The organism is Serratia liquefaciens ATCC 27592 (genome assembly GCF_000422085.1).
In the GTDB taxonomy this organism is placed as follows: domain Bacteria; phylum Pseudomonadota; class Gammaproteobacteria; order Enterobacterales; family Enterobacteriaceae; genus Serratia; species Serratia liquefaciens.
This window is the reverse complement of sequence record NC_021741.1, coordinates 1,574,800-1,591,142: the sequence shown is the minus strand read 5'-3', so window position 1 is coordinate 1,591,142 and position 16,343 is coordinate 1,574,800. Positions and strand designations below refer to the sequence as shown.

Annotated in this window: 12 protein-coding genes; all 12 read right to left on the bottom strand. The window is 36.0% G+C overall.

All coding sequences use genetic code 11. The annotated features are described in order from the left end of the window. Positions 1 to 284: 284 nt before the first annotated feature. On the bottom strand, positions 285 to 2,156 hold the full coding sequence (locus M495_RS07430) for a right-handed parallel beta-helix repeat-containing protein (protein ID WP_051150506.1): 1,872 nt from the start codon (positions 2,154 to 2,156) through the stop codon (positions 285 to 287). Between the two features lie 17 nt (positions 2,157 to 2,173). Beyond that, positions 2,174 to 3,586: an undecaprenyl-phosphate glucose phosphotransferase gene (locus tag M495_RS07425; protein WP_020826021.1), complete on the bottom strand. Its 1,413-nt coding sequence runs from the start codon at positions 3,584 to 3,586 to the stop codon at positions 2,174 to 2,176. Positions 3,587 to 3,794: 208 nt separating this feature from the next. Continuing rightward, on the bottom strand, positions 3,795 to 5,228 hold the full coding sequence (wbaP, locus tag M495_RS07420; RefSeq protein ID WP_020826020.1) for an undecaprenyl-phosphate galactose phosphotransferase WbaP: 1,434 nt from the start codon (positions 5,226 to 5,228) through the stop codon (positions 3,795 to 3,797). Positions 5,229 to 5,361: 133 nt separating this feature from the next. Then, positions 5,362 to 6,471, bottom strand: coding sequence for a glycosyltransferase family 4 protein (locus M495_RS07415; protein WP_020826019.1), 1,110 nt, complete (start codon positions 6,469 to 6,471; stop codon positions 5,362 to 5,364). Between the two features lie 5 nt (positions 6,472 to 6,476). Further along, a complete protein-coding gene (locus M495_RS07410; RefSeq protein ID WP_020826018.1) occupies positions 6,477 to 7,361 on the bottom strand; it encodes a GDP-mannose 4,6-dehydratase in 885 nt (294 codons plus the stop codon). 11 nt (positions 7,362 to 7,372) lie between these two features. Further along, positions 7,373 to 8,404 (bottom strand): GDP-mannose 4,6-dehydratase, encoded by a 1,032-nt coding sequence (gene gmd, locus M495_RS07405; protein WP_020826017.1) that lies wholly within the window; start codon positions 8,402 to 8,404, stop codon positions 7,373 to 7,375. A gap of 33 nt (positions 8,405 to 8,437) precedes the next feature. Next, positions 8,438 to 9,436: an acyltransferase family protein gene (locus M495_RS07400; RefSeq protein WP_081667697.1), complete on the bottom strand. Its 999-nt coding sequence runs from the start codon at positions 9,434 to 9,436 to the stop codon at positions 8,438 to 8,440. 7 nt (positions 9,437 to 9,443) lie between these two features. Further along, positions 9,444 to 10,634, bottom strand: a complete 1,191-nt coding sequence (locus M495_RS07395; protein WP_081667696.1) for a glycosyltransferase family 4 protein — start codon at positions 10,632 to 10,634, stop codon at positions 9,444 to 9,446. Beyond that, entirely contained in the window at positions 10,624 to 11,793 is a 1,170-nt protein-coding gene (locus M495_RS07390) for an O-antigen ligase family protein (RefSeq protein WP_081667695.1), read from the bottom strand. Before M495_RS07390 ends, M495_RS07395 begins: the two co-directional genes overlap by 11 nt. Further along, the gene (locus M495_RS07385) at positions 11,780 to 12,994 is read right to left on the bottom strand and encodes a lipopolysaccharide biosynthesis protein (RefSeq protein ID WP_020826013.1); all 1,215 of its coding nucleotides are present in this window, start codon (positions 12,992 to 12,994) and stop codon (positions 11,780 to 11,782) included. Before M495_RS07385 ends, M495_RS07390 begins: the two co-directional genes overlap by 14 nt. 27 nt (positions 12,995 to 13,021) lie before the next feature. Continuing rightward, positions 13,022 to 14,140 carry a glycosyltransferase family 4 protein gene (locus M495_RS07380; protein ID WP_020826012.1) on the bottom strand — a complete coding sequence of 373 codons (1,119 nt, stop codon included), beginning with the start codon at positions 14,138 to 14,140 and terminating at the stop codon, positions 13,022 to 13,024. Between the two features lie 2 nt (positions 14,141 to 14,142). Then, positions 14,143 to 16,335, bottom strand: a complete 2,193-nt coding sequence (gene wzc / locus M495_RS07375; protein WP_020826011.1) for a tyrosine-protein kinase Wzc — start codon at positions 16,333 to 16,335, stop codon at positions 14,143 to 14,145. Positions 16,336 to 16,343: the final 8 nt, after the last annotated feature.

Below are 16,343 nucleotides of genomic sequence, written 5' to 3'. Positions count from 1 at the left end.
AACATCAGAAATCTTAAGCTGTATAGGGACTAGACGCACATCCCTACAATCTAAATAAAGGAGCTAACTAAAACTTTGTCAAGTAAGGCCACAACATATTAATTTTTGATTTTTTCCCTTTATTTTTCAATAAATAACAAAAACAAAAAATTAATACCATAGGAAAACATTAGGATGTGAATCATTTCCTTGTAATCTAAATGGCATTATTTATTAGATAGGGATAATAAAGTGAAAAAACACATAAAAAGAAGAAAGATAGGAAGGAGTCACCAACTGCCTCATCAAAATTCATTATAATTAGTTCTCAATATGGATGGATTTTCTGATTTAGGGGACATTTTTATACCAGTGGAACTCTTATCAACAAACAAATCATAATTAGCATTGTTAGAATCAGATGATATATTTAACACTGCGCCATTACCAGAGTAGACACCAACGGAATTATATTTACCTTTTGCGGTAGTGCCGATATTTTTTATATCAGCATTAAGAATTATATTTTTAAACTTTCTGAGTATGACACCATCAAAAGCAGAGTTTACCACTGTAGAATTGAAGTTTGTATTAATTGAATTTATTACTTGAAGAGCAACTCCCTTAATATCAATCGCTTTTATAGAAACTGTACTAGAGCTTATAGTGTCAATATAACAACCACCTCTTCCAGAATTACTTATATCCAACTCAACCTTAACATCGACACATTTCTCTATAAACACTGCATTATTGAAACCTGCCAGTGCTACATTCGTAGATGAAAGTTTCACACCACCTGAACAATCTCGTAAATGTAAGGTCCCACCTTGAGACTGGCTGACAGAGAAATCACAATCTGCTCCAGTGACATGAAGAAGCTCAACTGCAAAATCCTTCGCACTGGTTTGATTTTTAATAACGTTATGGTGAGAGGTAAAATTGTGAACATATCGTGCACCAATGGCAACTTTTCCTACATTTTCAAAAATATTATTTGAAGCAGTAATATTCGATATCCAATCATTCGAAAATGCCAGGGAGCTCTTCACAGTACCAATACCTAACCCACCATGACAGTTCAAAAAATAATTATGGTTAAAAACACCATAACTGGCTTGCTCGGCATTATCAGCGTCTTCAGCATTATTCGCAATAGCAGCCCCTTTTTTACCTATGCCGATATTTTCAAATCGGCAACCGATAACGCTAATGTGACTTCCTTTAACAACTATTCCATCGCCGCCACTTTGTACCTTCGCGGTATTTGAAAAAACGCAAGAATCAATAAATTTAATATTATTACAGTTTTTCCTAATAGTTACACCGTCTTCACCAGAGTTATTAAATGTGCACCTAGAGAAAATTATATCTCTGCAATTATTTTGCAATGCAAGGTTGTCAAATTTTGAATTAATAAATGAAACATTTTCAAACTGACAACTAGACCAATTATCCAACGTATTTTCGGCATAAAGAAATCCGACTTTACCAGAATAATCATTATAATTAGTATCTATAGTAAGATCTTTAAACAATACACCTTTCACACCAGTGCTGGAATTATGAGAATCGTTAATTATATTTTTATCTGTTGCAGGTGAGGTTATAAAAGGAACTCTAGGTTCATTATCCATCCTCGGCAAGAATTTAATTGTGGCATGATTACCTATCCAACCAAAACCTACAGTGTGACTGACAGGCTTGCTATAGTAATAAACCTTATTCTTTACCAAATGAACAGGCTTGGAAGAAAGGTATTGAGCAATCTCCATTAGGGAGCTATCATCCTGACCGATCCCCCCTCCAAGGCTCTCAATAGAGAAGATACCATTTTTAGACGTTAACAAGAATGCTTTTCCCTCTGCATCAAATACCAATGCCTTTTTATTTACCAATCCGACATCAGACCAATTTTTTCCTGCCATCAGGTGATTATCTTCTGATTTATTTCTAACCAAAGTCGTCTCAAAACTGCCATCATAATCATGTGCGGCAAGTTCAATTAGTATATCGTCTACCCCACTAGGCATAATATTATTTTTTACATCATTAAAAGAAATTTTATTCAAAGAATTTTTTCGACTATCCTGGCCAAAAGAAAAATCACACTTACCTAGCAGTATTCCCCATGATGTCAGGATACTAATTCTCTTCAAAAACAACCGTCTTTCCATCTCACACCTCACGTAAATCAATATGCGTTTTTATTCCACAAACCATGGATAATAGTTAGGAAAAGAATTTTCACATCAAACATTACAGACCAATTATTTATATAATAAAAATCATATTCAATTCTTTTTTTCATTTTATCCAATGTGTCAGTCTCACCTCGCCAACCACAAATTTGCGCCCAACCGGTAATCCCAGGTTTTACTTTATGGCGCAACATATAGCCATGAATTAATTTTCTAAACTCTTCATTATGAGCGACAGCATGCGGGCGAGGGCCTACAAGTGACATGCTTCCTAAAAAAACATTGAATAATTGAGGTAGCTCATCCAGCGAAGTTCTGCGTAAAATCCGGCCTATCTTAGTTACTCTTGAGTCATCAATAGTGGCTTGCCTTATATTGTTGCCATTGGCTGAATCATGCATTGTTCTAAATTTAAAAACATTAATCTCCTTTCCATCTAGACCATAACGTTTTTGTTTAAAAATAACGGATCCAGGTGAGGTTAACATAACAGAAAGATATGTTAATATCATGATCGGTAAAAACAATACAATCAGTACAAATGAAAGAAGAATATCGATAAGACGTTTCAACAACATATTCATTCCATTAAACGATGTCTCATATATAGGAAGGATGGGAATGCCTTCAATATCAGTGTTTGCGGATTGCAACAGACCATATGAGATCATATTTGGAATATAATGCACACTGCTTGTAGTATTGGAAAGTTTAAAGAGCAATGATTTTATTTCTTGTTCATTATAATAGTCAGTGGCAATATAAACATGGTCAACCAATCCATTACCGATGTCGAACATTAAATTATTTTCATTTCCAGCATAATAAATAGGATACTCAGATGTATTTTTTAACGAGGAGTTATTATAAAACCCGTATACATAAAAACCTAACCACGGATAATCCTTAAAGTGATTAAAAAGTTTATATGCATTTTCTGACTTACCAAAAATAGCAACTTTTTTAACTCTAAAACCTTTTTTCCTCATATACTTACATAGGCATCTAATAAAAAAACCAAATAAGGAGAAAAAAAACAGTGTAATCAAAAACCACATTGCCAAAACACGGAGATCATCAAGACTATATTTTGAAAATGAAAAGTTCACAACAAAAAAAACAAAGAAAGATAAGAAACAATTTATACCAACTCTATATACTGTAGTTAATAATTTCTCGCCACGCCAAGTTGTATATACATTATTTATACTGGTAATGAACTGGAATAAAATAATAATACTTAGTAGCGATACTTGAGTAATCATCTCATTATCGTATATATTTGCAAAAAACCATCCTAAAAGAATAGAAACAAGATCGCAGATCCTTTGCATAGCAGAAATGATTGAGGTATTTGTTTTTGTTTTTGTTTTTGTTTTTGTTTTAATATTTGAAAGACAATCCATAACCACACCTTTAAAAAGATACTTATTGAAGTATAGTTACCCTCCGACACATTGTCTAACTACATATGCAGCTTTAATGTGACCAAGGTGGTTTTATAGAATAAAAAAACCATTCTAGTGTGGCGTTTCAAACGGCGTTCATTCACCAACTTGAAAAGGCACTAGAATGGTCAGTTAACTAAAAATAAAATTTATTGATAAAGCAAGTTTAATATGCACCATCTCGCTTAAGTACAACAGCTATAGTCTTGAAAAGGATAACGATATCATTCCAAAGAGCCCAGTTTTTTACGTACCAAGCGTCAAAATAAACTCTGGTATCATAGTCAATATCATTACGTCCACTGACTTGCCACAATCCAGTCATTCCTGGCTTAGCCATGTAATAATAGTCAACATCTCCAGCGTAACGCTCAAGTTCTTGCTCTACTACAGGCCGCGGCCCTACAAGACTCATCTCACCAATAAACACATTCCATAGCTGAGGCAACTCATCTAGGCTCGTTTTACGCAAAAAAGCACCAACGCTAGTAATCCTTGGATCGTTCTTGAGTTTGAAATCCTTATTCCATTCAGCTTGAGCTTCAGGATCGCTAGCCAATAAATTCTGCAAAACCTCTTGGGAATTTAACACCATAGAACGGAACTTCAGGCATTTAAATTTTTTACCATTGTGCCCGACACGCTCATGTCCATATATTGGTTTTCCACCATCCCTAGATACTTTATAAGCGATCAGTAACAACAAAGGGGATAAAAGCAACATAATAAATAAAGAACCAACAATATCAAAGACTCGTTTAATTAACCGGGATGACCGTTTTGCCAAATTATTGCTTACTCGCAATATCATTACCTCATGACTGAAGATAAACGACATATCTGTTCCGTATAGAGGAACACCTCGCAAAGTAGGAATCACTGAAACTGAACGACAATTCCTTTTCGCTAAGTTTTTAAGCCACCAGTCACGGAGAAGGTTTTGTTCAAACTCCAATGCAACAATAAATTGTGTATTATCAACGTCTGCTAAATTCCAAAGTTCATCTTCATTTTTAATTACTGGAACTCCAAAGTACTGTGACTCACAAGGGATATCTGTACAAACAAAACCAACAACATCAAACCCAAGGACCTCTTCGCTTTGCAATGCGGCATAAGCTTCGAATGCATTTCTTCCAGAACCGATTATGATTGTCTGTTTCTTCCAAAACCCCAAATAATTAAGGGCCTTCTTAACAAGAACTCGACCAATTGGAACTAGGAATAGAATAGATATCCAAGTTACAAACCATAAGTATCGAGAGAAATTCCACTTTGAAAAAGCAACTAAGGCCAAATCTAAAACAGCAAATATTATTAACGTGCGAAATATTTCCTTTAATTCAAACCAAAATGGTTTTCTATAAGAATAATGTCTTAACCTTGTCCAAAACCATAGCACACACAAAATGGATAATATAAAGTGTGCAAGAACTCGTGCACCAAGTTCACCCTCTGGCACGAACTCGCTAAAATTACCAAACGCGCTTGATATAAAGAAATATGCAACTAAAATTGAGAAATTAAAAAGAAATAAATCTGATAATGCTAATAAAACTTTTGATATAAAGGCAGATGCAAAGCCATTAGATGATTTCATATAAAATCCCATGTATAGAGAGATTTCTAATCCAGTAAACGGCCATATAAGCCCCTTGTAAAATTAAAGGGCGCTGCGGAGTATACCTTAGCCGTATCACGCGCCCACATTGATCTTTATATTATTTTAATTATCAATCGAATTTTTCACTGATTTTACATTCGATATAATCTTTAAATTTCTTGTCAAAAACAGATGACGAGAATCTTTCTGAATTTTTTCGACATGCCGACGGGGAAATATTCAACGCCTCAAAGTCCCTAACGGCACCAATAATAGAATCTACAGTCTGTTCTTTAAAGAATACGCCAGTTCTATTTTCTCCGTCGATAATAATTGTTTCTTTTGCCCCCCCCTTACCGTAAGCAATCACAGGTGTGCCGCAGGCCTGCGCCTCAAGGGGAGCAATACCAAAATCCTCTTCTGCAGCAAAGACAAATGCTTTGGCTCTACTAAGATAATCCTTAAGAACTCCAAAACTCTGATACCCCATTATTGAGACATTATCCCCGGCAATAGATTTTATTAATTTATGTTGCGGGCCATCTCCTATAACGATGAGTTTTTTATCTGGCATTTTATTGAATGCTTCAACAATTAGATCTATTTTTTTATACGGCACCTGTCTAGAAGATGTCATGTAGAAATCATCTTTATCAAAAACCGTCTCAAAGTCTTCCACAAATACGGGGGGATAGATAACATCGGAATCTCTACGGTAGCATTTATTAATTCTATGTTTAATAAAAGTTGAAATGGCAATAAAATTATCTACGCCATAACTACTTCTAATATCCCAAAGACGAATTTTATGTAAGAAATACCTGGCAAAAAAAGACTTTATACCAGACTCAAGTTGCGATTCCTTCAAATATTGATGTTGCAGATCCCATGCATAGCGAATAGGACTATAGCACATACAAATATGTAACTGATCCGGACCAGTAATAACACCTTTTGCGACTGCATGGGAGCTAGATATGATTACATCATACATTGACAGATCAAGTTGCTCAACGGCAAACGGCATTAATGGTAAATACCCTCTGTATTTTTTTTTGGAAAATGGCAATTTTTGAATAAAACTTGTAGTAACTGGTTTATTCTGTATAAAGTCTCTTTTATCTAAGAAATCAACCATAGAAAACAAATCAGCATCTGGATAAACTTTGAGCATCCTTTCTAGAACACGCTCCGCCCCCGCATAAGTTACCAGCCAGTCATGAATAATAGCAATTTTCATAATTTTCACATTGATGAGTTAAACATATTTTCTAATGTACTTCGCAGCTCCCCTGAAGGGGCGAAGTTAATCATGTTTTTAAGCCTTGAATTGTCGCCACATAGAATTTTAATTTCATTATTTCGCACAAAATCTGGGTTTACTTTCACTTCTATTTTTCGTCCACTTATATCTGTCATTTCTTTAATTATTTTGTCCAATGAAGTTGAAACCCCAGAGCAAAGATTGACAGTAGTAGATGAATGCTTGCTATCAAAAAGTTTCAAATAACAAATAGCTATTTCAGAGACGTCAGAAAAATCCCGCTGAACATCTATATTACCAAGTTCTATAATGTCGCAGTTACGTTTAAAATGCGATACTATTTTGGGAACTAAAAACTCAACATTCTGCCCAACACCAGTGTAATTAAACGGTCTGGTTATGATAATTGGAAATTCAGAAAACCAGCCTTTAACCATGTTTTCCATAGCCAACTTACTTGACGAATAGTGGTTCACAGGCATAGGCTCTACATTTTCATTTATTACTGAGGTTGCCGGGTTTCCATATATATTAGCAGAACTGGAAATGATGATTTTATTAACATCTATTCCAGATTCTTTTACAGCCTCTAGGAGATTAATAGTTCCAATTGTATTATTGCGATAGAAAACGCTAGAGTCCCCTTCACCAACAAAGGCACTACCTGCAAGGTGAATGACTCCATCTGGCTTATGTAATGATAAAGTTTCACGCAAACAACCTTTATCCAGGATATCAAATATTACTTCTTTTTTTGATGAAGGGGAGCTACGCCCCCCTACTAATACTTGATAACCCGCCGCTTCAAAAGCTGAGACCACATATTTACCAGTGAACCCATTACCTCCAGTGACGAGTACTTTCATTTAGATCACCTTTAAAAAGAATAACCTTTTGAATTTCTTCCCAAGTCTGCTTCAACCATCATTTTTGCCAAGTCCTCCAAAGTGGTTTTTGGCGACCAACCTAAATCGTTGCTGGCTTTAATTGGATTACCAATTAGGAGCTCTACCTCTGCCGGGCGATAAAATTTCGGATTGATGCTAACAATGGTCTTACCTGTAAGCTTGTCCACACCATACTCATCTTCATTTTTTCCATTCCACTCGATATCCATTCCCGCAGCTTGTGCACAAAGTGAAACAAAATCACGAACGGTTTCGGTACGATTAGTGGCAAGTACGTATGTATCAGGTTTTTCAGCCTGCAACATTAAGTACATGCCCTCAACGTAATCTTTAGCAAACCCCCAATCCCTTTTTGCATCAAGGTTGCCAAGTTCAATTTTATCGAGCTGGCCTAATTTTATTTTTGCAATCCCATCAGAGATTTTTCTTGTAACGAACTCTTGGCCACGAAGCGGCGACTCATGGTTGAATAAAATACCACTGGTTGCAAATATATCATAAGATTCGCGATAATTGACCGTCATCCAATGCGCATATAGTTTTGCAACACCATACGGGCTACGTGGATAGAACGGTGTAGACTCCACTTGAGGAATTTCCTGTACTTTACCAAACATTTCTGAAGTCGAAGCTTGGTAAAACCGAATTTTTGGATTTACTATGCGGATGGCTTCCAGTAAATTTAAAGGCCCAATCCCTGTAATCTCTGCGGTTGTAATAGGCTGTTGAAAAGAAACCCCAACGAAGCTTTGCGCTGCAAGGTTATATACTTCTGTTGCTTCAGTCTCTTGCAAAAGTCGAATACTAGCACTGAGATCTGTCAAATCATATTCAACTAGATGAAGATTTTTATGCCCCTTGATACCAAGTTCCTTTATCCGCCAAAAATTAACGGAACTGGTTCTTCTATAAGTACCATAAACAGTATACCCTTTATTTAAGAGTAACTCAGCCAAATATGCCCCATCCTGACCAGTAATACCAGTAACAATCGCTTTCATTTTTATTTCCTTAATAAAAAATCAGAAAAAAACCTAAATCACCACTTTAAACTTCCACCAAGAAAAATCAAATAATCTCCGTTCTAATACTTGATATGAACACCAACCAACCATTAAACAAAATATTATAGAGATTGTCATTGATAGATAGAAACCACTCCCAAAGAAGAGAAGTAGTTTTATAACAAACGGCATTGATAGCGCATGGGAAAGATAAATAGAATAAGAAGCCTCTCCTATTCTTTCCAATAACTCTCCAATTAAACCACTGAATCTAACATGAAGGGAAAGCACCATAACAATAAAGCTTGGAATCCCGAAACTCAAAAATCTTGACTCTATAGAAATACGACTCATCAAGTAAATAATCAATGCTATTGCAATATAGAAAACGGTCTCAGGGATATAAGTGAATTCCCTATAATACTTAGTGTAATATATATAAAGCATTGCACCCAAGATAAACTCGAAGACAACATCATTTTTATAAAATTGATTAAGGTTGCTATTGTTTGCAAATATGAATATCAAAAAAATCACAAATGAAACGAAAGCGAGCCTGTACTTAACCGACATTAATATAGATATTAAGAAAACAGAATAAAAGTACACTTCATAGTTCAAGGTCCAACCAAGTGATATTAAAGGCGGTGCATTATCAGTCATTGGAACGAAAAACAAAGAATGAGCAAGATGGTTTATATCAAATATAGAGCGATCGAACTTATCTGGAAATACAATCAATAAAGCCGCGAAAAAAAAAGTATAAAACCAGTAATTAGGAACAATTCTCTTTACTCTGCTTGCGAGGAAAGAAATCATTCCGGATTTGCCAACTTTGTTTTTAGCTGAGTAAAATATTATAAATCCACTAATAATAAAGAATATATCTACCCCAGACTGACCTGTGCTTAACACGGTGCCACCGACCCCTTTAGCAACAAGATTTTCAGTAGCGTGAAAAAAAAGAACCAACACTACTGCAATGCCTCGCATAACTTGAATTGCAGTAAGTTTATTTGAATTATTCATATAATCCCTACATAGGAGCTGCAAGCAAGATTGAATAAAGTTTATTCCGACGACTTTCTAACTCAGCCTCTTCAAAACATTTACTTTTATGCAGATTCTCTTGTGAAAGGCGAGTACAGTAATCAGGATTATCCATAAGGTTCATTATTTTCATCGCCAACTCATCCAAGTCATCTAATTTGAACAACTCGTTTTCATTAACAATTTCTGGAACTCCACCAATTGGCGTTGAAAGGCAAGGTAACCCTCGTGCCATTGCTTCAATCACACTTCGCGGCAACCCTTCTTGACGAGTAGGCAGGACGAATATGTCAAAGGAGTCAAGATAGGCAAACACCTCGTCTTTTGTTGATACTGCACCAGGGAACATTACATGTTTTTGTATCCCTAATTGCTGGGTCAATCTTTTTAGAACGGCTAATTCGATACCATCTCCCACAATGGTACATTTAACATTCGCCCCAACGTCTAGACATTTCTTAATTGACTTCAATAGGATATCACCGCCTTTATGGGGTGTATCCAAACGCGCAATCAACCCAATATGCCATACGTCACTTCGCGGGAAGCACGTTATGCCAGAATCAATAATGTCTGAAGATGTTAGCGATATAGATGAGTAGTTAGTACTAAATTCGGCATTTTTAGCTGGATACTTTTTCTGAAGATAATTTGATGTCACATAAGATATAACATATGCATTTTTTACAAGCATCTTGAAAGTCAGATAAAAGAATTGCTGCAGAAAAATCCTTAGTTTATGATTGTAAGAACCTTTTGCAAAATCATCCCAGGGATCTGAAACAACTTCAATTCCATATGCAGTTTTGGGAACCAAAAATTTATCTTGGATTACTGAAGATAGAATAGTTGGCCCCCTGATAATTATCTTATCAACCAGCCCTATTGCGCTAAGTAACTCCTTTCTTAACTTGCTAAAAATTTTCAATAACTGTCCAACCCCCTGGAAATCAGGAATTGGAATTGGTTTTACATTATCTAAAGTTATTCTTACCCATCCATCAGGTATATTGTCAACAAGAGTAACTCTGCAGATTGGTCGCACCACTGAAAAAATCGTTAAATAACGTTTCCAGAAGTTATCTCCGTATGTTTGCTTGCTGACCCAATAATTACCTGATGTATCAGACAACATTCTGTTATTGCAGATAACCCCTAGTATTTGGTTATTTTTCATCCAATTTATACCTAGTTAAAGAAATTGCCATAAAGAGTAGCAATGTCATTGAATATGGATCATGGAACAAATCGTCATACATTAAAATAAAAACAAATAGCGAGAAAAACATTGTTCCGTACTCAGCTAGAATTTTTTTCATTCTATAAAGAATTAGAAGCGTAAATACCAGCCCATTCTCAGCCAAGGAACCTAGGATAAATGAATTCGCATGTGTTTTAACTTCTTCAACACCGTTCCCCGAGTCTCCCCAAATAAATACATCTGTTAACACAGGAAACTGCTTAAATCCCTGCCCCAAAATTGGAGACTGATAAAACATCTTTAATGCACTTTCCCAAAGCTGTAATCGTAAAGTGAAAGAGGTATTGTCAGTTAATGAATAGCTTGAGTCCAAACGTAACCAACCAGCCAAGCCAGAATAGTCGATATAACTGGATATCCCAATAACTCCCAAAACAGCAAATACTGCTAGAAGGGTAATTTTTATTCCTCGGACATAAAGCATAACAAAAGCAATACTGGCTATTGCAAAATTCCCTCGACTATTCGTTAACACTAAAGCGACAACAATTATAAATGCAACCAGCATCTGAATTCGAATATTTTCTCGTCGCCCATAAAAATACAATATCGGGAAAAACGAAAGAAAGAATGAATTAATATTAGGATGTAAAAAAACACCAGGTGCACGGAATCCATCGCCATATTTGAAGTTGAATTCTTGCCATGATTCAAGAAAAACTGTAAAACCAAAGAATTGCAGAATTGATACAGCAAGTAAAAATATATATAATATTTTAATTTCTATAGGGACTTTTCCCGTATCATAATTATGTTGATACTTAATGAAAAAGGCCACACCCCATATCAAATATTCAAAATACCTAACCATACCTACGATCGTAGGGAGCTGTACTCCGTGCCTTATCGAAGAATTTACAGCAATTAAACAACAAATCAAGGTATAGCTGATAATAAATATAAATGACTTTGTTCTAATCGAGTTGGGAATATTCGTAACAACATAAAAAAACGTTAGAGCGCTAAAAATATCAATAAAATAAACATCGCCATTACCAATGTTTACCTTAACGCAACCTAATATAAACGCTGTTAATACGTATATTCCCCACCATGATATTTTAATATTCATCATATTTTTTCTTTAATTTCGCTCTATAAACAGATGAAAATAGTATCAGCAGAAGACTTTCGGAAAATAGAGTAACAGCAACCGCCCCCGCAACACCATATATAGGTATAAAGATCAACCCCAAAACCGCATTTATTACCGCAGTAATAATTGACATATATGCCCGCAACTTTTGGAATCCCATAGCGGTAATACCATCAGCAAAAACATAATGCATACTCATTATTATCGGAGCTGGCAATAAAAGATAAACCATGTTTTTAGCAGCGGCATACTCATGACCAAAGAAGCTTATGATAAATGGAAGAGTTGTGACCATTACCAAACCAATTATCGTCGACATCGAAACACATAATATTATAAGGCGTGTTATTTTTCTTTTAAGCTCAGACTTGTTCTTTAATGAACCAAGATAGTATAAAGTCGGAGCTTGAATGGATAATACAGCAGAAACAGGTACGAAAACTAAACTAATTAATTTATAGGCAATATTATAGTTTGCTACATCTCTTAAATTATTAACAGTACCTAAAATAACCTTGTCTGAATCCGTATATACTGTCTTTGCCGTTGTTGCCAACGAAAAATAGATAGCTTCTCTCATCATGTTTATTGCTGATAAAAACTTCAGCTTCACGTTTCCTTTTATACTCCTTAGCTCCTCCCAGAACATAACTGGAATTATAAATATTAATGATGCTAAGAAATTCATATAAATAAAGTCATTTGATATATTAATCCAATCTGTCGAAAAAACAAATGACAGTTTGAATATTATAAATACGACAGGGAAAAGTGAGAAAGCAAGCTTATTTCCTTTAGCCAAGTACATTTGTGATAACAACTCTACCTGCCGAAATACAAATAGCTCGGCAAGCAACACTAATGATACCGTGTAGAAATCCGTTTTATATAACAGGCCAGCTACAGGCGTTAAAATCAATGTTCCGAGAAGAAGTAGAATAGCACCTAAGTAATAATAACTCCTAAATAAGCTATAGTTTTTATCAGAAGCATGTACCTTTATTATACAAGGTCCGATACCCATAATGATAAGTGGGCTAAGAATATTGCACAACGCAGATATAGATGCCCAAAGACCAAATTTATCAGCCCCGAGCATTTTTGCAGCAATTGTAAAATACAGGAACTGAAAACCAAGCTTCAAAAACTGACATGCTATGTTAATTATACTTCCTTTCATATACTGCCCGTAGCTGCCTGTGAGAATTTATGAGAAGGTTTCTTGCGCGGTTTTTTCCCAATTATAGGAAGCAGCTTTTTTTCCGCATGTCTGCTTGAGACTGGCTAGTTGCTCTGTGTCGTAATACAACTGACGAATACCTGATGCAATACTGTCACTGGATTCTTCAACTATAAGTCCTAATCCTGAACTGACGACTTCTGGGATAGCCCCAACGTTCGTAGCTAATGAAGGCACACCGCATGCAGCTGCTTCAAGAAAAACAAGCCCGAAGCCTTCAACTTTTCGTGCATCTGTACGCGCAGCTAAAACGAATAGATCAGACTGTCTATATTGGCATTTAACTTCATCATCACTTAAATTATCAAATATATTTACTCTGACATTATTTTTTTCCCCAAGATCTTTAAGGGCACGTTTATAATCATCATCACCTCTGCCAATAACATTATATATAATATTAGCAGCCAAACCAGACTGGCTAATCGCCTCGATAATTAGATCATGCCCCTTCCTAGAATCCAGCCTCCCCACTGTAACCAATACAAAATCCGTTTTATCCTGGTCCACTTTTCTTTTTATATCATTAACATCAATCTCTTTTCGCCAAGCCTCATCAATACCCAATAGTACTGTTTTACATGGTAGTGTTCGGCTTTCCGGAAACGTATTTACCATGATATTCTTGGTATAATCACTTATCGGATATAATGCTGTGACATCTCTAAATGGTAAGAGTCGTTTAACCAATAGAGAGATTCTGCCATTCTTAAAATTAAGAATCTCACTGCCATAAATGGTACAAGTGAATTTTATTTTTTCCTTCCATGGCATAAATTTGTTTCTAAAACAAACTGCAAGCCAAAATGGCCAGTCAGCCACATGAATCCTATCATATTCGCGAGTATTTATTTTCGCCACTATTTTTAAAAGCGTGGGGAAATCCTTCCATGTAAACTTCCCACCCTTATATCTCTTCACTTTAATTTTAAGCGCGTCGCTATTCTCGGAAACTTCTTTATGATAACTAGGTGCTACAAGCTCGATCTCCACACCAGCTGGTTTATGCTGAACAAGCATTTGAGTATAACGGGAAATCCCTCCATTAAAGGGACTATACTCATTAGTCAGTAATAGTACTTTCATTATTATTTGCTTCCCTTACTTTTACTGTCACTCTTATATTCATATTGGTAGTAACCGTAATTCGAGTAGTAGGAACCTAACTTCCGTACCATAGCATTAAGAATCACACCTTTAATTTCGACACCATTCTGTTCAAAGCGCCTAATACTAACTTCAACTTCTTTTGTAGTGTTGATTTCAAAACGCGCAACCATTAGCGAAGTACCAACATGATGCCCTATTATTGCCGCATCAGTGACAGCTAAAATAGGTGGCGTATCAATAAGCACAAAATCATAATGCTCACTTGCCCACTTCATTAGTTTTTCGAACCGTTCATTCATCAATAATTCGGAGGGATTCGGCGGGACCTTACCTCTAGCTATTACATCTAGATTATCGACATTCGACCGAATAACCGTTTGTTCTGCACTGAGCTGTCCAGCCAATATAGAAGACAGACCATTGTTCGCGGTAAAACCAAAGATATCGTGTATATAACCTTTGCGCATATCACTATCAATAACTAAGACTTTCTGCCCGGACTGCGCAATGGTTGCAGCCAAGTTCACACTCACGAAAGTTTTACCAATAGAAGGACTTGCACCTGAAATCATTAGAATATTATTCTTTGCATCTAGCATTGCAAAATGCAAACTAGTTCTCAAACTCCTAATTGCCTCAATAGCTAAGTCGGCAGGATTACCTGTCGCTAACAACTCATTTGAACGTGTATTTAATTTCTTACCACGTAAGGCTAGCTCTTTATCTTTTGCACTTTGCCATTCTGATAGTGGAATGCTCGCATATACACTGATGCCGTTACTTTCCAACTCCTCCGCACTGTCAATACCCTTATGCAGCAACATTTTTATTAACACAAGCGTCACTGAGATTACCGCACCTAAAATAACAGCAAACAATACAAAGAAAATCTTCTTTGGCTTCACTGGTTTTAGCTGAGTATCTGCATAATCAATAATTCGGACATTACCTACGGTGCTTGCTTTATTTATACTTAACTCTTGCTGTTTATTTAGCAACTGCATGTACACTTCTTGACCAGCTTGGACATCCCGCGTTAAACTTAGAATCTCTTGCTGTGTTTTCGGCATATTACTTACGCGTTTATTGAGTTTGGCCTTTTCTTTTTCTAAAGTTGCCCTTTTCTCAATTAATGCTCTATATGCAGGATGCTCTTTCGTATACAGCTTGGAAATTTCGGCCTCTTTGAACGTTAGCTCGTTAAGTTGAGACTCTACCGCCACCATTGTATCCAGAACGGATTTTGCCTCTAACGACAGATCGACTGAATCATTTTGCTGTCTGAATTGATTAAGCTTATTTTCTGCTAAATCCAGATTCTGTCTGACCTGCGGTAATTGCTCTTTCAAAAATTCGAGGCTTTTCCCTGCCTCTTCAGATTTTCTTTCAACATTTTGCTGCAGATAATTATTGATGATGCTATTAAGAACTTTCTTTATCTTGGTAGGATCATCCCCTGTCAAACTCAGAGCCAAAATTCCGGTATCTTTTCCTTTATCTGCTACAGTCATCTTATCGATAAGATCATTAATTGCATCGAGCCTAGGGCGTTTTTTTACAGTAAAACTAGTACCTTCGTCCCCCTGGAAGTCGCTAACTAGAATACTTACGCCATGGGCTTCTGATAATTTACCGATGCTACCATCTAAAATTTTATCGCCACCGTATGATAACTCGTAAGAATTTTTATTCTTAAAGGACAATTTTAATTTTTCATCTAACAAATAATTTGGAACACGCAAACTACTCAGAGCAACCTGAGGTCTTTCACTAATACTTTTGGTGAGACGCGTAAAGCCTTTGCCAAATACTGGAAAGTAGTTAGGTTCCACTTCAGTATCTAAATTCATTTCATCCAGCGTTTTACCAATAACCATCCGGGACTTAATCAACTCAATTTCAGTTGCTGAAACCGGTTGGCTATCTGGGAGGACTTTAGATATATCACTGAGTATAGAACTACCCATATTTTGTTCAACTTGAACCAATGCATCTGCTTGATATATTGGTGTTGCAAATATGACATATACCAAACCTATTAGAGCAAATATAGATGTGACACCAGTAATCAACCAACGATGGTCAATTAATGTTCCGACCAATCGCCCTAAATCTATATCTTCATTCTTCGCTACATTTGGGGATGCAGACCCCTTGCTTTTATCTAACATTATAGGCC

Coding starts and splice junctions, on each gene's coding strand:
- M495_RS07380 (WP_020826012.1), bottom strand. CDS start 14,140: ATGAAAGTACTATTACTGACTAATGAGTATAGTCCCTTTAATGGAGGG.
- M495_RS07430 (WP_051150506.1), bottom strand. CDS start 2,156: ATGGAAAGACGGTTGTTTTTGAAGAGAATTAGTATCCTGACATCATGG.
- M495_RS07425 (WP_020826021.1), bottom strand. CDS start 3,586: ATGGATTGTCTTTCAAATATTAAAACAAAAACAAAAACAAAAACAAAA.
- gmd (WP_020826017.1), bottom strand. CDS start 8,404: ATGAAAGCGATTGTTACTGGTATTACTGGTCAGGATGGGGCATATTTG.
- M495_RS07415 (WP_020826019.1), bottom strand. CDS start 6,471: ATGAAAATTGCTATTATTCATGACTGGCTGGTAACTTATGCGGGGGCG.
- M495_RS07400 (WP_081667697.1), bottom strand. CDS start 9,436: ATGAATAATTCAAATAAACTTACTGCAATTCAAGTTATGCGAGGCATT.
- wzc (WP_020826011.1), bottom strand. CDS start 16,335: ATGTTAGATAAAAGCAAGGGGTCTGCATCCCCAAATGTAGCGAAGAAT.
- wbaP (WP_020826020.1), bottom strand. CDS start 5,228: ATGAAATCATCTAATGGCTTTGCATCTGCCTTTATATCAAAAGTTTTA.
- M495_RS07410 (WP_020826018.1), bottom strand. CDS start 7,361: ATGAAAGTACTCGTCACTGGAGGTAATGGGTTCACTGGTAAATATGTG.
- M495_RS07385 (WP_020826013.1), bottom strand. CDS start 12,994: ATGAAAGGAAGTATAATTAACATAGCATGTCAGTTTTTGAAGCTTGGT.
- M495_RS07390 (WP_081667695.1), bottom strand. CDS start 11,793: ATGATGAATATTAAAATATCATGGTGGGGAATATACGTATTAACAGCG.
- M495_RS07395 (WP_081667696.1), bottom strand. CDS start 10,634: ATGAAAAATAACCAAATACTAGGGGTTATCTGCAATAACAGAATGTTG.